The organism is Hyphomicrobium methylovorum, assembly GCF_013626205.1.
In the GTDB taxonomy this organism is placed as follows: Bacteria; Pseudomonadota; Alphaproteobacteria; order Rhizobiales; family Hyphomicrobiaceae; genus Hyphomicrobium_B; species Hyphomicrobium_B methylovorum.
This window is the reverse complement of record NZ_QHJE01000001.1, coordinates 577651-595000: the sequence shown is the minus strand read 5'-3', so window position 1 is coordinate 595000 and position 17350 is coordinate 577651. Positions and strand designations below refer to the sequence as shown.

Here is a 17350-nt window from a genome sequence, read left to right as displayed (position 1 = left end):
CCCCGGAACAAGACGACGAAATTATAAAGGCACGCGTGGATAACCCAGTTTCACAAGGCGAAGCGTTCGCCTTTCAACTCAAGAGCACGGATGGCGCGGCGCGCCTTGGGGCGATCTCGACTCCACGCGGAATTATTCGTACGCCTGCGTTCATGCCAGTCGGCACCGTGGCGACCGTCAAAGCGCTCTATCCTGAGCAGGTGCGCGACTCTGGCGCCGATATCCTTCTCGGCAACACGTATCATTTGATGCTGCGGCCGGGTGCAGAGCGCGTCGCGCGCCTTGGCGGCTTGCATAAGTTCATGCGCTGGAACGGTCCGATCCTTACGGACTCCGGCGGTTTCCAGGTCATGAGCCTCGGAAAGATCCGCAAGATCACAGAGGAGGGCGTCGCGTTCCAGTCGCATATTGACGGCTCGCGGCACATGCTTTCGCCCGAGCGTTCCATTGAGGTCCAGTGCCTGCTCGGCTCCGACATTCAGATGCAGTTCGACGAGTGCATCGAGCTTCCTGCTGAGTACCGCGAAATCGAACGCGCGATGGAGCTGTCGTTGCGCTGGGCTGAACGCTCGAAGCGCGCATTCCAGTCGCAAGTCGCGTCAGGCGGCGCCAGCAATGGTCAGGCGCTGTTCGCAATCGTGCAGGGCGGAACCGAGCCAGCGCTGCGCCATCGCTCTGCCAAAGAACTCGTCGCCATGGATTTCCCCGGCTATGCCGTCGGCGGCCTCGCGGTCGGCGAGGGGCACGAGGCGATGATCGCAACGCTCGCCGAAACCTTGCCTGCGCTTCCGGTTGGCAAACCGAGATATCTCATGGGCGTCGGCACTCCGCTCGATCTGATCGAGTCGGTACGCCTCGGCGTCGATATGTTCGATTGCGTTATGCCGACCCGAAACGGCCGCCACGGGTACGTCTTCACGTGGGGCGGTGTGCTGAACATGCGCAACGCCAAACACGCGGAAGATCCGTCACCGCTGGACGAGCTAAGCTCGTGTCCCGCCGCGCGCGAGCATTCGAAAGCCTATCTGCATCACCTGATCAAGTCGGGCGAGCTTCTTGGCGCAATGATACTGTCGTGGATCAACACCGTCTTTTATCAGGACCTGATGGCGGCCATGCGCGGTGCGATTGCCGACGGACGTTTCGACGATTGGGCCGCCGAAACCAAGGCGCGCATCATAAAGCCTGCCGCTCCATAGCGGCCGTCCGGCTTTCGATATGCGCCACGCGCTCGCGATGAACGAGATAGATCCCGGACAAAACGACGACGGCAGAACCGATCACCGACCAGCGGTCCGGTACGTCGCCGAATACCAGGAAGCCCAGCCCCGTCATGCTCAAAAGCTGGAAGTAGAGAAACGGCGAAACGGATGACGCTGGCGCGAGCCGGTACGCGTGAATGAGCAGGTAGTGCCCGAAGCCGCCCAATGCGCCGAGCATGCTGAGCAGAAGCCATTCAAACGCGCTGGACGGCCAGACCCATTGCGGGATCGCAAACACCGCGCCCGCAAAGACGCCGACAAGCAGCGAGTAAAAGAGCGTCACCAGCGGTGGATCCACATCCGACAGCTTACGCGTGACGATCATGAAGAGTGAATAGACCGCCATCGAGAGAAACGCGGCGAGAAAGGCCGGATGAAACTCGGTAATGCCGGGACGCACCACGATCAGGATGCCAATGAACCCAACGACGATCGCGCACGCCCGATGCCGTCCGACGTATTCGCCGAGAAACGGTCCGGCAAGCGCCGCGACGACCAACGGGGCAAGAAACGCAATCGAGATCGTCTGGTCGAGACGAAGGTATTGAACGGCGACGAAGTTGCAGACAGTCGTCGCCACCATCAGCGTCGAACGCACAAGTTGAAGCGACAGCCGCTTCGTCTGCAGAAGTTTCGGAATTCTGGCTGGACCGAGGATGGCGGTCATCAGCAAGGCTTGTCCCAGAAAGCGCACCCACACGATCTCGGCCGTCGGAACGCCGAGATGGCTGCCGAGATACTTGGCGGTCGTATCGAGGCACGCGAATAGCGTGACGGCCAGGCACATGAGGCCGACGGCCTTCAGGCGATCGGGCATGGGGCGCCAGATGTTGAGCCGAATGGCATAGGTTGCAGGAGATTCGCTTTGGCCCGGCAACGCGCAGGACAGACCGTAACCATAGCGCCGCCTGCCGCCATTGTGCTCCGTCGCAAATAGCCGCGTGACCGCGACGGGACAGCAATGGCCACGCGAAACACGATGAAACGGCCACACGCAGCGAGGCTATTTAGCACACACCGCCGAAGTCGCCCCTGAGGTGTGCGCGAAGGCTTGCGCTCAGCCGAAAAGACAGGTAACCGGACCCACTTGTGGGCCCGTAGCTCAGCGGTAGAGCATCTGACTTTTAATCAGAGGGTCGTTGGTTCGATCCCAACCGGGCTCACCATTCCTTTCAAGGTGTTAGCGAATTTCGGCAAGCTGCCGAAATTCGCCGGGCGTGATCCCGGCGCGATCCGGTCCGGTGAACAAGCGGACCAGTGTGCGCCCGCCAGCTTCTAGAAAACATATTGTTAAAAGACACAGCGCTTGAGCTTGGCAGCAACTACGTGCGCGGCGCCCATATCGCGCGCAGGCTCTTCAATGAATTGAGGCTTGCTCTAAAGAGGCCGCTCAGCAGACCAGCAGATCACGCTGCACACGTCGGCGACCGATACAGCTACGCCTCACGCGCTGGGAGGCAGGGGAAACGCAATTCGACACGAGGCCATCAGTACGCCAGATGCGATCAATCGTGCCATCACCGGACCGAACGATGCGGTCGATCATTTCAGTTCCGAATCCGAGGCGCACGGGAGGAGACTTAATTTCCGGGCCTCCCGTTTCTATCCATTGCAGATCAAGAATGTTATCGGCAGCCGCCCAGCGGACAGTGACATTGCCAGCTTTCGTGCTGAGCGCACCATACTTGAACGAGTTTGTAGCGAGTTCGTGGAGGAAAAGAGCAAACGTCGTCAGTGCATCGCGACGGAGAAAAGCCGCGCTTCCGATGATGGTGCATCTATCTCCGTAGGGATGCAGGACCGATGAGACGATGGCGGAAGCGTCGATGTGATCTACGTCACTTCCACCGCGTTGTTCGGAAACAAAAACCGCATCGAATGCGCGCGACACGGAAAGAAGTTTGTCCGCGAAAACTTCGATGGCACGTTCCGGTGCATTGGACGCCGCCGCTTCTCGTTTGGAAATAGATACAAGCCCCATCACGACAGAGAATAAATTTTTAATCCGATGGTTCATTTCGCGAGCGAGAAGCTTTTCGCGATCAACCGCTTCGGTCAACTTCCGTTCGAGTACAACGGTTTTGGTGACATCGCGGGATACGCAGAGGATTGATAACACTTGACCAGAGCCATCAATGAGCGGTGTCAAAAGATTATCCCAGTGCGCCGTCCCCTGCGGGGAAATGCTTTTGCCGGGAAATCGCGCGATCTTGCCAGAAGCAGCTTTTAGGAGTGCGTCTGTGCCATCGGCAAATACGTCGGGCGGAAGCAAAGGTAGCCAAGGCATGCCGAATGCGGAATCTTCAGGGACACCAAGCGCGCGGCAACCTGCTCGGTTCATCATCAGTAACTTGCCATCGACCGAAATCACCTTGATGCAATCGGGCGTGGCATCCAGCATCTGTTTTTGAAGATCGGAGAGGGTAGGATCGCCGCCCTTTATGGCGCCGGGGAACATGATCCGCGCATAAATATCGGCGGCTGCTTGCATTTCCCGTGCTCCAACCCATACACCGCAAGAACTCCCAAATATCGTGCGTTCAGTACGGCCTTACAAGTTCAAGCGAATGGTACTTTCGGACGGTTGCCGGATATCGCTAAGGTTTCGTGATCACTGATTTTAATATGGATCCGCACGCCGGGCTGCGTGCCCCACCTTCGGCGTTTGCCGTTTGAAAAGCAGTCAAATAACCCAGCCGGGCTTACATTGCGTTCAAGGTTTTAGCCGGGTGCAATCCGCGGAAGGAGCAAGGCTCTTCCCTTGGATGCGCAAACGCTACCAGCGCGGTCCGACGTAGGGCGGCTGTACGCGTGCGTCGGCGCAGTATTCGCCGTTCCAATATCGAAACTCGCCGCAATTAGCGGGCGGTAGCGGAACGACTTCCAGGAACAGCGATTCATCATCAGTCGGGAAGGCGCGTCGGCGCGGCGGAGGCGGTTCAATAAAGTCTTCGTCATAGTACTCGTCATAATATTGACGGTGCCCGACGGTGATGACCGCATGACGATCCTGCGCGCTGGCGAAGGTTGGCACGCTGGGGTGCGCGACGCAGGGCGAAGCAGACAGGAAACCGACAGCCGCGATACTCACGAAAAAAGTTTTGGCGCACTTCATGGGCGCAACTCCGAGCCGACTGACTGATCAAATTATAAGACGGGCCTTGCGGCAACGGAGGCAAAACCGTCCAATCCGGTTAAGGATTTGTTCTTACGTTAGCGCGGAGCGAGCTGGCCGATCAGTTCGTTCGCGAACGCGGGCATATGGGTTCCGGCCGAGAAGTCGAACTTATTGATCGAGATAAATACGCCGACGCCGCGAGCCGGAGAAAACGCGATATAGGACAGCGTGCCCTGCCGCCCTCCGGCCTTTTGCAAGATGAGCGGCCTGGTGCCCTCTGGGGTCATCATGACCCAGCCAAGACCCATCGCATCCATGTGGCCCGACTCGTCCAAACCGGAGACTGGGTTGAGGCCATCCCTCACGATATATGCTGCGTGATCGAGGGTGCGCATCTCGGCGCCATCGCGCCCGAACTGATCGAGATGCCATTTCAGCCAACGCACCATATCATTCGGCGTGGAGAACAGCCCACTCGCAGCCGCCTGCATATCGCTGACGTCGCTGAGCGGGTAAACCTCGCCAGTCGGCGAATGCCCCTGGAACAAGCGAGCCTTTTGCGCATCGCTCATCCGGACGACGGTATCTTTTAGTCCCGCCGGGGCGAAGATCCGCTCTTGAAGCAAATCCGCATAAGGTTTGCCGCTGGATTTTGACAGGGCCTCGCCAAGCAGATCGAACGCGTAATTGGAATAGTGGAGCCCGGAGCCCGGCGCGAAGAGAAGCTGCTGATCCTTCAGAGCGCGTGCATACATCTCACGCGAAACGAGCTCCGGCTTTTCCGGATCGCGCATCATATCGACTTCACGGGGCAGACCAGAGCCATGAGTGGCGAGATCGAGAAGCGTGATATCGCGGCCATCCTTCGTCGGCACCTTGGTATCCGGCCAACCCAGCTTGTCCTGCAGACGATCGCTAAGTTTGACAGTGCCATCGGCGACGAGGCTTGCCAGCACTTGGCCAGCGAACACCTTTGAGATCGAGCCGACCCGGATCATCGTATCGCCATCCGGTTCCCCGGCGCCATCCGCGCGCTCGCCGAAACCGACAACGATGCTTTCGCCGTTTCGCACGACACCAAGCACCATTCCGGGAACGCCCATCTGCAGGAACGCGATCTGTCCTTGGAGGGTAACGAAATCCTTGAGGAGAAGATCGTCCGCAGCGGCGTTCGCAGAGCTGCACAAACAAACGCTCAATGAGATCACGGCTGTTCGGATGGCCCGGCCGATCGTTTTCATAGCTTGATTTCATCCCTGATTGTTGCGGCTGCCGCCTGAGTGGTCTCAGGTCATAATCCATCGCCCGAATAGGGCGTGTACCGACTGATAATTGGGGTTAAACTTTAATTGCCGTGCGCTCGATATCTGCGGAAGCGCGAAACGGCTTGGAAAATATTGGCAGTTCTTTCAGCTGAAACACGCGCTGAGAGCCCGATTTGCCGGCAAGACGGCCGTTGACGGATTTTCCTCAATCCGTAAAATGCAGCATCAACTGCATCCAAAAAGAATACAAATGGACAAGCTCGACGCGATGGGCGCTTTCGTGAAGGTGGTCGCGAGCGGAAGCTACGCCGAAGCTGCACGGCGCCTGGGATTGACGCGCTCTGCAGTGAGTAAAGGCGTTATGGAGCTCGAACATCATCTCGGCGTTCGTCTACTTGACCGAACGACGAGACGCGTCGCGCCAACAGAAGCAGGTCTCGCCTACTACGAGCGCTGCCTCGCAATCCTCGCCCAGCTTGAGGAGACGGAGCAGCAGGTATCCCGCCTTCATGATGAGCCGAAAGGCCTTCTCAAAATCAACGGGCCGCTGTCGTTCGGAACGCGCTGTCTTGGAAAGGTCGTCGGCGAATTCATGTCGCGCTATCGCGACCTGAGAGTCGAGCTGACACTGACCGATCGCTACATCGATCCGCTGGAAGAGGGTGTGGACGTCACGATACGGATCGGCGTGCTGAAAGACTCGAGCTTAATTGCCCGGCGCGTATCTTCGACGCGGATGCTGATGGTGGCATCGCCAGAGTACCTGAAAACACACGGCACGCCGAAGTCACCTGCGGATCTCTCGTCCCACAAGTGTCTTACCTACGGCCATACGACGTCGATGCAGAAGTGGTCGCTCGCTGACAGCGGAAAACTGACGACCAGATCCGTCACGAGCTACATGGCATCGAACAATGGAGACGTTCTGCGCGACGCGGCCGTGTCTGGCATCGGCATCACGATGCTTCCGGAATTCATCGTCGGTTCGGACATCGCGGCAGGTCGGCTGCGCTCGATTTTACCGAAGCATGCACCTGCCGATCTCGATATCCACGCGCTCTACGCGCCCAATCGCTACCTCGCGGCAAAGACGCGTGTCTTTATCGATTTCCTCGTGCAGAGCCTTGGAAAGAAAAGCTGAGAATGTGCCGTGCGCGTCGAGCTTCGCGCTGACTTCGTCAACAGCAGAGCCGGGGATTGAGCCAGCGCACTTCACGAAAATTCAGGCCGCGGGATTTGCACGCCCCACGGCCCGAACGTACGACCAGGAAGTCATTCGACAGTTGCGCTTCGGCGCTGCGTCACCGGCCTTTGGAAGCGATGACGTCGGCGGGATGAATTTCAGGCGCGGCTTCGAGATACGGCGGCACTGTTGCGAAAATGAGCTTTGCCGCTTCGCCCGTCATATGAGCATCGCGACCAGCCGTTCCGCTGAAGAGGTCGACCAGGAAGATCATATCCGGATCGGTATTCGAGCGGAGAACCAACCAAAGCGGTGTCCCGGGCTCGTTCTCAACGTGAGGCAGAGCGGCAGCGATGAGACGCGCCACCGTCTCGCCCTGTCCGACTTTGGCTTTGAAGGGAATAACACCAGCAACAGTTTCCATTCGTACAAACTCCAATGAGCAGCGCTTGATTGCGCGGCGGTTGTCGACATCGCGTCTGCGGCGCGAACGAATTTGCGGAAGTGATCGCAGATAGAAGAAGGATGCCCGGCGATGGGCTCGATCCGCCGGGCATCCTCACGAGAGCTTGAGAGGAGGACACCTCAAGCTACGTCACCCCATTGGCCCGGCGTTTTCTGACCGGTCCAGAGATAGGGTTCTTGCAAGCCAATTCCGAACACGAGCGGGATGATCATCGACCAGTTCACGCCCATGTAGGCGTAGGTCAGCAGTTCCTCCATGCTCGAGAAGACCGGTCCGACCAGCTTCACCAGCAAGCTCGCGACAACCACGTCCAGCACCAGATAGAACGCGCAGGCAAGCAAGCCGCCCCACGGCATCGCGATCATCGTGAACGGCCAGTTGTGCGTGATGACCGGCATCGCGTAGTTGATCGATGTCGCCGTCATGAAGCAGAGCAGCCAGAAATTGCCGTCTGTGAAATGGCCCATCGACCAGAACGACGAAATGGGCGACTTATCGAATTCCCAAAGCCCGGCGAGCGCTGAAATCTGGAAGCAGAGAGCGGCCGTCGCGAACAGGATCGACATCATAACGACGGCGCGCGCCGGCTGTGCCAAACCCCGGGTGAGGTATGTGAGCGTTCCTGTGCCAAGTCCGAGGAGCAGGAATGGGAACCACCACGCCGGAACCCACTTAATGGCCGAATGCGTGATGAGATACGTGAGGCCCGCAAATACCAGCAGGTGGATGTAAACCTGACGGTGAGGCGGCAGCTTCGCTACGAGGAAGTTGTTTCCGGCGAAGCAGAAGAAAGCAAAAAGAAACCACGTGGTGCCGACCAGCGGAAAGATGCCGTCGGCTCCGGGGCCGACAAGGAAGATGAGCTTCGCGCTCCACCATCCGAGAAACCATGAGACGGCGACAAGAACTATACCGCGAACGGTTGTGTTTTCGATGCCGTTGAACGGCCAGAAGCCGCTAACAACGAACAGGCACGCCCACCATGCGGAGAAAATCTGCCAGCTGACGTTGTCGAGCCAGAATGATTTTTGGATGTCGTCGCCAACCCACGGACCGATGGGATTTGCGATCACCCAAAGGTTTACGAGATAGCACGACACAATCGACAGACCGTAGATCCACAAGAACCCCCGGACGCCCTCATTCAACCGAAACGGCGCTATTTCCGCCGTTGGCGTTGTTACCGACATCGTCATCCTCCTTTGATTGTTTTCTTATGCTGAGCGCTGGGATTGCTGTGCCGTCGGGGAATGGATCGGTCTTGCCGTCCGCGTTCCAGGTCTCTTCACGAGGGCGCACGCAATCCGTCGGCGCGGGTGACCCGCCGCCGATTGCTGTCGTCTCATCAAAGTGACTTTGGACGTCCCTCTAGGCCGGTACGGCTTTCTCAATATGGCTGAGCATTGGCGTTTCCTAAGAGTCGATTGGTCATTTTTATGTATCGACCGGTCCATACTCTATACGCTAAAACAAAAAGTCAACACAGGTTCGGAGATGTGTCGGTGATAGATTGTGAAACTCCGCAACGAGACGCTCATCACATCGCAAGCGCAGTCACACGCGCTGCGCGTCAAATTTGTGGGTGTGTGTTAGTTTTTCGGAAGCTGCACAGTAAATATCTGTATGCGGACTAAAATACAAATATCGTTCGGCCGCAGTATCTGCTCAGAGCAGCAAACGCAGACGGCAAACTATGCCGCCGCCCATACGTCGATTACAGACTCAAACAATAGCTTTGACGGCGGAGTCGCCACCAGTAGGCGCGACCGCGCGACGGTCCTACTTCAGACCGCCGCTAATCTTCACGGCCTGCGGCAGCCGTCGCAGCGCCAGCATCGCCAACGTCCCTATGAAGGGTCCGGGAACGAGCACGATGAAGGCCCATTGCCATCCGCCTAGGTAGTCGACGAGGATCGGCATCACGCGGATCGCAATAACCGTCAGCGCAAATCCCAGGCCCAACTGAAGCGCCAGCGCGGTGCCGACGAATTGCGACTCGCCAACCTCCGTCACGATCGCAGCGAACTGCGCGGAATCTCCAATTACTGAAATTCCCCAGATAATGGAGACCAGAATGAAAACCCAAAGTGGCGCGTTGAACGCGAAGCCGATCAGAAGCGCGCACAAGCCAGAAATCGTCATCATGATGGACGTCGTCGCGGTGCGTCCGATGCGGTCGGCCATAAAGCCACCGAGGACGCATCCGACGGTCCCCGATGCGATGACAACGAACGTGATGATCGACGCGCTCGGTGTCATCAATCCCCGAGCGTGCAACGTGGCTTGCGTAAACGCGAGGAACCAGCCCCACATCGCGTAGAGCTCCCACATGTGACCAAAATAGCCGACGTTCGCGAGCATCACGGCACGGTCGCGAAGCACCTGTCCGATCTTGCGCGGATCGAATGTCGCCCGGCCAAACGGATGCGGGCCTTCAACTGCAAATCGAGCCATCAGCAGTGCGCCGACCACCGTCATGGCCGACGTCGAGCTAACGACGATCTTCCAGTTCAAATCGTTCGTAAGCGCGCGTAGCAAATGCGGAAAGGCCGAGCCCAGTGTTAAAGCCGCAATCACGCAGCCGAGCGCCAAGCCGCGAGCCTGCACAAACCATGTGGAAATGAGTTTCAGTGCGGGCGGATAAACTCCCGCAAGTGCTAGCCCTGTGATGAAGCGCAGGGCAATGGCTGTCTCTGCCGTCGGAGCAACGAGCAGAGCAAGATTGGCGGCAGCCGCAAGTGCCGCGGATGCAGACATCAGAATGCGCGGGGCCACGATGTCGGGAAGATTGAAGAAGCTCGCGCCGAGCGCTCCTACAACAAATCCAATCTGGACGGCGTTCGTGAGCCAAGCGACGGTGCCGTCATCGAGCGACCAGACATTGCGAAGTTCGGGTACGATTGCGGTTGCCGAAAACCACGTCGTCATCGACAGCACGATCGCCAAGCATAGAATTGCGAGCGTGAACCATCGAGATCCGCTGGCGTGTTGCGCAACGGGCTGGGAAGAGGCCGTCATATCGCTCCTCAATTCGAAGCTTTCTGTGGGGATGACGCGAGATTTCGCAGCGGCGTGACATAGACCGTCGCCGTTCCCGAAAGGCACGGCTGCCCGTCTTGCGCATATATCGTGGTCGCTAATTCGCAAATTGGTTTGTCGTCGCGAACGGAGATGACTTCGACCTCGGCCGTAATTTCCTCATTCACGCCGACAGCACGTAAAAACCGCCAATTCACACCGAGGAATACGGTGCCGGGCCCTGGCAAATCCTCTGCGACAATTGCATTGAGAAGTCCCGACGTTACACCGCCCTGAACGATGAGGCGTCCAAACACAGATGCTTCGGCCAATTGAGCGTCATAATGCAGTGGATTAAAATCGCCGGTCATTTCCGAAAATCTGGCGATATCATCCTGCGACGTCACGCGTGACCGGCGCGCCCGCGCTCCGACTTCCGGTTTTCCTTTGAGCGTTTGGTCCCAGATCGAAGATAGTTTCGTGCTCAAAGTATGGCTCCAATGAACCCACGGAATTTATCCGGCAGGGCGTTCGACGAATATGGTTCCAGGAAACTCAACGCGACGGACTTTCCTTGCCATTTCCGCACGTCCCAAAGGGTGTTAATGCGGCATATATTTTGGGGTCGGCCAGCTTCTATTTATGTACCGTTATCACGACTTCCCGGGGTCGATTCAAATCGACTTCCGATGAATCTTGCAGCATATTCTAGGGGTCGCCCAACTTCCAAATATGTGCTGTTATCACCGGTGTCTGGAGGCGATTCAAATTCGACTTCTGACTAATCTTGGAGGCTTCATTGTCACGTTCAGATGTGAAGATCTCGTCCCAGGCCGGGCGGAAACGATCTTCCTTGACACATAGCACTGGTGTACCGACTAGTCCACACACAGAATGGTCTAACGCGGGTTCCAAGATGGCTGTGTCGGGCGGTCCGCAATTTGAGCGGATTCAAAAAATTGCCGCCGATCTGTTCGCGACGAGAGGGTATCGCGCGGTCGGCGTTGCGGAGATTGGTGAAGCGGTCGGTCTCGGTCGCGGCGCGCTGTACTATCACATCAGCAGCAAGGAAGATCTGCTGTTCAGCATCGTCGTTCGATACATCGAAGACTTGGTGGCTGCAGGCCGGGACTCGCTCGAATCTGAGCCCGACCCGAGGAAGCGGATTTACCTTCTTAGTCGCAAGCTGATGGCGACCATATTTGCCAATTTACCAGAGATGACAGTCTGCTTCCGCGAAGCGGATTGCTTGACGGGCCAGAGGCACCGCATCGTTTCCGACCTGCATCAGGCCTACCAGGATATCTGGATGAACACCTTCCGCGAAGGCGAGAAGAAAGGTCTGTTCCGGCCGCTGCCGACGGTTGCGATCAAGGGCATGCTTGGCATGTATTTCTACAGCTTCCTTTGGCTCAAGCCGTCGGGAAGAAGATCATCGCGCGAGATCGCCGACATCTTCGCCGACATGGCCTTGGCCGCCGCCGAAGCCACCGACCGCTCCGCGCCGTAGGAATGTGCGCCGCCTGGCGCCGACATAGTCAGCAGTCGTGCGCCATGCGCAGCCGCTTCGTTTCCAGATACCGCTCGTTGTGAGGGTTAGCCAGTACCCTGAGCGGAACGCGCTCCACGACACGGATTCCGAGACCGGAAAGCGCCGTCTCTTTGAGCGGATTGTTCGTCAAGAGCCGCACGTCTCTCATGCCGAGGTCTGCCAGCGCGCGGCTCGCCAGAGTGAAATCGCGCGCATCAACCGGCGCGCCGATCGCGAGATTGGCTTCGATGGTGTCGAGCCCACAATCCTGAAGAGCATAGGTCTTTAGTTTTCTGAAGAGACCAATGCCGCGCCCCTCGTGATAGGGCAAATAAACGAGCGCGCCATACGGGCAATCACAAATCGTCTGCAGCGCCGCCTGTAGCTGCTGTCGGCAGTCGCATCGCAACGAATGAAATATATCGCCCGTCACACATCCTGAATGGATACGAACGATCGGAATATGGTCGCTGCAAATATCCGCGGCGCGATGGAGGAGAACAACAAGCTGGTCGACGCCATCGCTGTAGGCGTGAGCGTCCAGCATGACGGTCTTGCCGCCCAGTTCGATCGGTAGCGAGGTTGCAGCATGCTGCAAAGCTTCCGACGCAAACTCACGCGAAGCGCTCATTTTTTCGGAGCGACCGGCTGCACGTTATAGAGATCGATCGTAGTCCCCGAGGCGTCGAAAAATGCGTTGGCATTGGGCATGACGACTTTCGGAAGCGTCTTCTCGTTCATTTCCGTCTTGTCGTCGATGATCTTTCCAGCAGAGAGAATGTACGCTGCCAGCGCATAGACATCGTCCGGCGAAAGCGATCCGGGTTGATCGAACGGCATGGTGCGCCACATGTAATCGTAAAGAGTCGAGACGTGCGGCCAGTAGCTCTCAACAGTCTTGAGAGGTTTGTCCGTCGTCAAACTTCCGCGCCCGCCGATAAGCCGCGGTCCGCCAAGCTCCTTCGAGCCTTCCAGATTCTCGCCGTGGCAGTGCGCGCAGCGTTCGGCATAGATCTCTTTGCCGGTTGCCGCGGTGCCTTTTCCGTGCGGCAGCCCCGTTCCATCGACCTCAATGGCAAAGAACGCGTTCAGGTCATCGGCGCTCATGGGTGTGCCGACGTCTATCCCTGTTGGATCCGCTTGCGCACTCATCGGCGCGATACCAAGCAATATGACGGCGCAGAGAGACTTAAACATGGACATTTGACACACTGCCGTCTGCCGCAACGGCCCAGCTTTGAATGGCGTTATAGTGATAGACAGAATGCAAGCCGCGCACCTTGATGAGATCCGTACGCGTGGGCTGAACGTTGCCCGCGTCGTCGATGCACCGGCTTTGCAGCACCGCAGGCTTCCCATCCCAGTGCCAAGGATAGCTGAAGCGAACCGTACAATTGGGCTCGGGGACGGTATCGAGACGCGCCGGTGCCCAGGACTTCCCACCATCGAGCGAGATGTCGACGGCGTTGACACGGCCGCGCCCCGTCCAAGCGATCCCCGAGATCAAATAGAACCCAGCCTTCGGCAGCATCATTTCGCCGGACGGGAACGTGATGACCGATTTTGGATCCATCTGCAGTGTGAACTGCTTGGAGCGACCGTCTTTCATGAGATCGGTATACGCCGCAGTCTCTTCATGCGTTTGGAACGGGCGATTGCTCACCTGCAGGCGGCGGAGCCATTTGATCTGCGTGTTGCCTTCGTAGCCTGGCAGGATCAAGCGAAGCGGATAGCCTTGCTCTGGCCGCAACGCTTCGCCGTTCTGCCCATACGCGATCAGCGCGTCGCTCATCAGTTTGTCGAGAGGAATGCTGCGTGTCATCACGGCAGCATCAGCGCCTTCGGCCAGAACCCAAGCCGCGTTTTCCTTCAGTCCGACCTGCCGCGCCAGCGCAGCAAACGGTACGCCCGTCCACTCCGAAGTGCTCAGCAGGCCGTGCGTGAATTGAACGTTTTTGCCTGTAGGCTTTTGCCATTCGAAAAGCGTGTTGCCCGAGCATTCGATGAAGTAGCGGCGCGTAATCGACGGCAGACTTTTGATGTCCGCCATCGTGAACTTCTTCGCAACGTCTACGAGGCCGTGGAGATACAGATCGTGACGCGACGGATCGATCGTCGGAATGCCGCCGTGATGGCGTTCGAAGTGCAATCCCGATGGCGTTAGATTGCCGATCGTCGCCGCGAGAGGCGTGTAGGTCCACGACGTAGCGTCAAGCGGCCTGTCTTCTTTTTCGCGAACCTCCGTCTCGAATTGAGAACGCGTGCCGTAACCGCCGTCCTCATGAACGCCGCGGCCCATCACTTTTGTCGGATCGTCCGGCACGTCATAAAGAGCGGCGCCTGGGGGCGCTTTCGTCTTGTCAGCGGCCATCGCGGTTGCGCTCATCACGCCCGATGCAGAGGCGGCGACGGCGGACATGAGCAAGCCACGCCGACTGAGTTCGACATGAGGCTTCATGCCGTCGCGACACGGGCAATCCTCCTCGACGTTGGATGAAATCGTTGGCTCGCTGTCTCGATCGTTCGACACCCGGACCTCTCTACAGAACGGCGAATTCATTTATTTGTATGTATCAGGCGGTACAATAAAAGTCCACGGCGATATCCATTTCGATGCCGGGGAAACGCATTTCGCAGACGCCGATGTTAGAGAGTTATGGCCGACTGCCCGCGCGCGCCTGCTGCCGTACTGGCAAAGGTGCCTGCACGCCGCTTCAAGACGCTATCGACCTCCGGGTCGGCGCTGAGAAGACGACGCGTCATCAGGCAATCCTGATCGATCTGCTGCATCAGCGCCTCGACACCGGAGAACGTCCGTTCGGAACGCTGGAAGGCAACGAACTCGACCAGCAGTCTCTCGCCGTAAATGTCGCCAGCGAAATCCAGAATATGGACTTCGATTCGCGGCGCGCCGTCATCGAATTGCGGGCGTGTGCCGTAGCAGGCAACGCCGTTCAAGATCTCGCCATTCAAGAGAACGCGCACGGCATAGATGCCAAAGCCGAACTGGGCATTGTGATTTGGCGCGAGGTTGGCCGTCGGAAAACCGAGCTGCCGTCCGCGCTTATCTCCGTGCACAACCTCACCTTCGATCGTCCACCGCCGGCCGAGAAGATGATTGGCGCCTTTTATGTCACCAACAGTTAGCCGCGACCTGATGAGTTCCGACGTGATGATCTCGCCGCCATCCATCGAACACAAAGGAGGAACGATGTGGACCGAGAGGCCCGCGTCAGGCGCGACTTGAGCAAGCTCGGCAATCGATCCCGCTCTATTCAAACCGAAGCAAAAATTCTGGCCCGCAACTATCGCCTTGGCGGCCATATGTTCGGCCAGAACCAGTTCGACGAATGCCGACGGCCAGAGCGAAGCAAGCTCGGCATCGAAGGAGAGCGTAACGACATCATCCACGCCCGCCTCTTTCAACAGACGGCATTTCTCTTCATGGCTCGTGAGCTGAAGAAATGGTGCGCGAGGCGTGAGAACGGATCGCGGATGCGGATCGAACGTCAGCGCTACAAGGAATCGATCGTCGATCTCGGCAAACTTGGAGGCGCGCTGCAGAAGGTCTCGGTGCCCGCGATGAACGCCGTCGAAGTTTCCAACAACGACGTATGCGCCCCGCAGGCGGTCCGGAAAATCGGATAATGTCTGCAACGTCCAGAACATGAGTGACGATCGAATGACGGTTGCCGGTCGTTATATCGGAAATTGAAGCGACGTTCTAAAGGCGTATCGCTTCAATATTTTTACGGACGCGAAGCGGATGCTGCGTCCGCACGGTTCGTTAAAGGTGAGAAATCAGGCCATACTTTGCGTCATGATAGATCAGTGGCTTGACGGCATCCACGCCCGTGCCGATCACGTGACCAACGAAAAGCGTATGGGTGCCGATCTCAATTCTCTGGGTAATTTCACATTCGAGATGGGCGGCCGCGCCATTGATCAAGGGCACGCCATGAGCGCCTAAAGCATATTCAACGGTAGCGAACTGATCGTCGCCCTTTCCTGCAAAGTGCTCAGCAATGTGCTTTTGACCATCAGCCAGAATGTTGACGGCGTACGCACCCTTGCGGTCGATGTGCGGGTGAGTGCGGGCGGTCTTGTTCACGGCGATGAGAATTGTCGGTGGCTCGGCGCACACGCTGCAAACCGCGGTGGCGGTGAAGCCGTAAAGCGTGCCTTCCTCTTCCGTCGAAATAACGGTCACACATCCCGCAAGCTGCCGCATCACGCCACGGAAAGCGCCTGCATCAACTCCAGTTGCGGCTTCGTTCGATGCCCCGCCGCCCGAACGAATTGATCCCATCTGCATAGCTATCGTCTCTCTCACTATTCTATCTTGATTGCTTGGCCGAATGACTACGGCGAATTCACAAGGTCTCTTGGCCGGTCACCGTCAGTCCGTATCCTTCGATGCCAACGAGCGTTTGTTCGCGATTGGCCAGCATAACCATTTCGGTGACGCCGAGATCGACCAGGATCTGCGCGCCAATTCCATATTCGCGAAGTTGAGTGCCGGGCCGGGAGTGCGGGCTGCAGTTGCGCACGCGTTCCGAAAGCGCACCGCGACGCCCATCGTTCAGCAGAACGATTACGCCTCGGCCGCGCTTCATGATTTTAAACATCGCGCTGCTCACGCCTTCGCCGTCGCGCGCAAGAACAACGTCGCTGATCAGATCGGAGCGGTGCAGACAGACCGGAATAGGTCCGGGCTCTTCAGTGATGTTGCCTTTTACGAGCACAGCGTGCTCCGAGCCATCGACGGTATCGCGATAGATGACGAGCTCCCACTCGCCAAAGCTCGGATGATGAATCCCAGACGTTGCAACCGCAGTGACGAGCCGCTCGTGCCGAAGCCGATACGCGATCAGGTCAGCGATCGTGCCGAGCTTGATTTGATGGCGATAGGCGAACCGCAAAAGATCCGGCAGCCGCGCCATCGATCCATCGTCATTCATGACCTCGCAGATCACGCCGGAAGGATTGAGGCCCGCAATGCGGGATACGTCCACAGCGGCTTCAGTATGTCCGGCCCGGACCAGCGTGCCGCCTTCACGCGAGATCAGCGGGAAAATGTGCCCCGGAGTGACAATGTCGTTCGAGGTGCTTTCCGGATTGATTGCGACCGCAATCGTTCGCGCGCGATCACCCGCGGAAATGCCGGTCGTTACGCCTGTGCGCGCTTCAATCGACAACGTAAAGGCAGTTTGGAAACCACCCTGCGCGCTCTGTGCCATCGCGCTCAGCTTGAGATGAGAGACGCGTTGGGGCGTTAGCGCCAAGCAGATCAACCCGCGTGCGTGACGGGCCATGAAGTTGATGATGTCTGCGGTCGCAAACTGAGCAGGGATAACAATATCCCCCTCGTTCTCGCGGCCTTCGTCATCCACCAGAATAAAACACCGGCCGGAGCGCGCTTCTTCAATTATCTCTTCGGCCGAACTTATATCGGCAGAAGGACCGTCATCCGCATCGTGGTTGGTGAACATGACGTTCATTACTTG

General features: G+C 57.9%; 17 protein-coding genes and 1 tRNA gene. 4 read left to right on the top strand and 14 right to left on the bottom strand.

Features of this window, described 5'->3' with window-relative positions:
- The first annotated feature begins 35 nt into the window (after positions 1-35).
- The gene (gene tgt / locus DLM45_RS03060) at positions 36-1199 is read left to right on the top strand and encodes a tRNA guanosine(34) transglycosylase Tgt (RefSeq protein WP_343062232.1); all 1164 of its coding nucleotides are present in this window, start codon (positions 36-38) and stop codon (positions 1197-1199) included.
- Here tgt and DLM45_RS03055 read toward each other — a convergent pair.
- Positions 1177-2079, bottom strand: coding sequence for a DMT family transporter (locus DLM45_RS03055; protein WP_181335519.1), 903 nt, complete (start codon positions 2077-2079; stop codon positions 1177-1179). The genes tgt and DLM45_RS03055 overlap by 23 nt on opposite strands.
- A gap of 274 nt (positions 2080-2353) precedes the next feature.
- On the opposite strand from DLM45_RS03055, the gene DLM45_RS03050 reads away from it, so the two are divergent.
- Positions 2354-2428, top strand: a tRNA-Lys gene (locus DLM45_RS03050).
- Between the two features lie 224 nt (positions 2429-2652).
- Here DLM45_RS03050 and DLM45_RS03045 read toward each other — a convergent pair.
- The 3 genes from DLM45_RS03045 to ampH all read right to left on the bottom strand — a co-directional run bounded on the left by DLM45_RS03045 (position 2653) and on the right by ampH (position 5621).
- The gene (locus DLM45_RS03045; protein WP_181335518.1) at positions 2653-3753 is read right to left on the bottom strand and encodes a PAS domain-containing protein; all 1101 of its coding nucleotides are present in this window, start codon (positions 3751-3753) and stop codon (positions 2653-2655) included.
- 285 nt (positions 3754-4038) lie between these two features.
- Positions 4039-4377 (bottom strand): hypothetical protein, encoded by a 339-nt coding sequence (locus DLM45_RS03040; protein WP_181335517.1) that lies wholly within the window; start codon positions 4375-4377, stop codon positions 4039-4041.
- A 98-nt stretch (positions 4378-4475) separates the two neighbouring features.
- Positions 4476-5621, bottom strand: a complete 1146-nt coding sequence (gene ampH, locus DLM45_RS03035; RefSeq protein WP_181335516.1) for a D-alanyl-D-alanine-carboxypeptidase/endopeptidase AmpH — start codon at positions 5619-5621, stop codon at positions 4476-4478.
- Positions 5622-5895: 274 nt separating this feature from the next.
- Between ampH and DLM45_RS03030 the strand changes: the two genes are divergently transcribed.
- Positions 5896-6786 (top strand): LysR family transcriptional regulator, encoded by an 891-nt coding sequence (locus tag DLM45_RS03030; protein ID WP_181335515.1) that lies wholly within the window; start codon positions 5896-5898, stop codon positions 6784-6786.
- A 160-nt stretch (positions 6787-6946) separates the two neighbouring features.
- On the opposite strand, the gene DLM45_RS03025 is transcribed toward DLM45_RS03030, so the two are convergent.
- From DLM45_RS03025 to DLM45_RS03010, 4 genes are all read right to left on the bottom strand, one after another.
- Positions 6947-7252 carry a putative quinol monooxygenase gene (locus DLM45_RS03025; RefSeq protein WP_181335514.1) on the bottom strand — a complete coding sequence of 102 codons (306 nt, stop codon included), beginning with the start codon at positions 7250-7252 and terminating at the stop codon, positions 6947-6949.
- Between the two features lie 161 nt (positions 7253-7413).
- Positions 7414-8484 carry a hypothetical protein gene (locus DLM45_RS03020; protein ID WP_181335513.1) on the bottom strand — a complete coding sequence of 357 codons (1071 nt, stop codon included), beginning with the start codon at positions 8482-8484 and terminating at the stop codon, positions 7414-7416.
- 589 nt (positions 8485-9073) lie between these two features.
- A complete protein-coding gene (locus DLM45_RS03015) occupies positions 9074-10312 on the bottom strand; it encodes an MFS transporter (protein WP_181335512.1) in 1239 nt (412 codons plus the stop codon).
- 8 nt (positions 10313-10320) lie between these two features.
- The gene (locus DLM45_RS03010; RefSeq protein WP_181335511.1) at positions 10321-10800 is read right to left on the bottom strand and encodes a MaoC family dehydratase; all 480 of its coding nucleotides are present in this window, start codon (positions 10798-10800) and stop codon (positions 10321-10323) included.
- A 428-nt stretch (positions 10801-11228) separates the two neighbouring features.
- Here DLM45_RS03010 and DLM45_RS03005 point away from each other — a divergent pair, with 428 nt between their 5' ends.
- Positions 11229-11822 (top strand): TetR/AcrR family transcriptional regulator, encoded by a 594-nt coding sequence (locus DLM45_RS03005; protein WP_246317124.1) that lies wholly within the window; start codon positions 11229-11231, stop codon positions 11820-11822.
- 28 nt (positions 11823-11850) lie between these two features.
- Here the strand turns inward: DLM45_RS03005 and DLM45_RS03000 are convergent, their stop codons facing one another.
- From DLM45_RS03000 to ribB, 6 genes are all read right to left on the bottom strand, one after another.
- The gene (locus DLM45_RS03000; protein WP_181335510.1) at positions 11851-12474 is read right to left on the bottom strand and encodes a GTP cyclohydrolase II; all 624 of its coding nucleotides are present in this window, start codon (positions 12472-12474) and stop codon (positions 11851-11853) included.
- Positions 12471-13046 (bottom strand): c-type cytochrome, encoded by a 576-nt coding sequence (locus DLM45_RS02995; RefSeq protein WP_181335509.1) that lies wholly within the window; start codon positions 13044-13046, stop codon positions 12471-12473. Before DLM45_RS02995 ends, DLM45_RS03000 begins: the two co-directional genes overlap by 4 nt.
- The gene (soxC, locus tag DLM45_RS02990; RefSeq protein ID WP_343062231.1) at positions 13033-14373 is read right to left on the bottom strand and encodes a sulfite dehydrogenase; all 1341 of its coding nucleotides are present in this window, start codon (positions 14371-14373) and stop codon (positions 13033-13035) included. The genes DLM45_RS02995 and soxC overlap by 14 nt, the downstream gene beginning before the upstream one ends.
- A 116-nt stretch (positions 14374-14489) precedes the next feature.
- Positions 14490-15512 carry a bifunctional riboflavin kinase/FAD synthetase gene (locus DLM45_RS02985; RefSeq protein ID WP_181335508.1) on the bottom strand — a complete coding sequence of 341 codons (1023 nt, stop codon included), beginning with the start codon at positions 15510-15512 and terminating at the stop codon, positions 14490-14492.
- A 118-nt stretch (positions 15513-15630) separates the two neighbouring features.
- Positions 15631-16158, bottom strand: coding sequence for a flavin reductase family protein (locus DLM45_RS02980; protein ID WP_181335507.1), 528 nt, complete (start codon positions 16156-16158; stop codon positions 15631-15633).
- Between the two features lie 58 nt (positions 16159-16216).
- Positions 16217-17344, bottom strand: a complete 1128-nt coding sequence (ribB, locus tag DLM45_RS02975; protein WP_210269781.1) for a 3,4-dihydroxy-2-butanone-4-phosphate synthase — start codon at positions 17342-17344, stop codon at positions 16217-16219.
- Between the last annotated feature and the right edge of the window lie 6 nt (positions 17345-17350).

What these genes read in the sequence shown, in the direction of transcription:
- ribB (WP_210269781.1), bottom strand. Translation starts at nt 17,344, where the DNA reads ATGAACGTCATGTTCACCAACCACGATGCGGATGACGGTCCTTCTGCC.
- DLM45_RS03015 (WP_181335512.1), bottom strand. Translation starts at nt 10,312, where the DNA reads ATGACGGCCTCTTCCCAGCCCGTTGCGCAACACGCCAGCGGATCTCGA.
- DLM45_RS03005 (WP_246317124.1), top strand. Translation starts at nt 11,229, where the DNA reads ATGGCTGTGTCGGGCGGTCCGCAATTTGAGCGGATTCAAAAAATTGCC.
- DLM45_RS02980 (WP_181335507.1), bottom strand. Translation starts at nt 16,158, where the DNA reads ATGCAGATGGGATCAATTCGTTCGGGCGGCGGGGCATCGAACGAAGCC.
- DLM45_RS03020 (WP_181335513.1), bottom strand. Translation starts at nt 8,484, where the DNA reads ATGTCGGTAACAACGCCAACGGCGGAAATAGCGCCGTTTCGGTTGAAT.
- DLM45_RS03000 (WP_181335510.1), bottom strand. Translation starts at nt 12,474, where the DNA reads ATGAGCGCTTCGCGTGAGTTTGCGTCGGAAGCTTTGCAGCATGCTGCA.
- ampH (WP_181335516.1), bottom strand. Translation starts at nt 5,621, where the DNA reads ATGAAAACGATCGGCCGGGCCATCCGAACAGCCGTGATCTCATTGAGC.
- DLM45_RS03025 (WP_181335514.1), bottom strand. Translation starts at nt 7,252, where the DNA reads ATGGAAACTGTTGCTGGTGTTATTCCCTTCAAAGCCAAAGTCGGACAG.
- DLM45_RS03040 (WP_181335517.1), bottom strand. Translation starts at nt 4,377, where the DNA reads ATGAAGTGCGCCAAAACTTTTTTCGTGAGTATCGCGGCTGTCGGTTTC.
- DLM45_RS03055 (WP_181335519.1), bottom strand. Translation starts at nt 2,079, where the DNA reads ATGCCCGATCGCCTGAAGGCCGTCGGCCTCATGTGCCTGGCCGTCACG.
- DLM45_RS03030 (WP_181335515.1), top strand. Translation starts at nt 5,896, where the DNA reads ATGGACAAGCTCGACGCGATGGGCGCTTTCGTGAAGGTGGTCGCGAGC.
- DLM45_RS02995 (WP_181335509.1), bottom strand. Translation starts at nt 13,046, where the DNA reads ATGTCCATGTTTAAGTCTCTCTGCGCCGTCATATTGCTTGGTATCGCG.
- DLM45_RS03045 (WP_181335518.1), bottom strand. Translation starts at nt 3,753, where the DNA reads ATGCAAGCAGCCGCCGATATTTATGCGCGGATCATGTTCCCCGGCGCC.
- DLM45_RS02985 (WP_181335508.1), bottom strand. Translation starts at nt 15,512, where the DNA reads ATGTTCTGGACGTTGCAGACATTATCCGATTTTCCGGACCGCCTGCGG.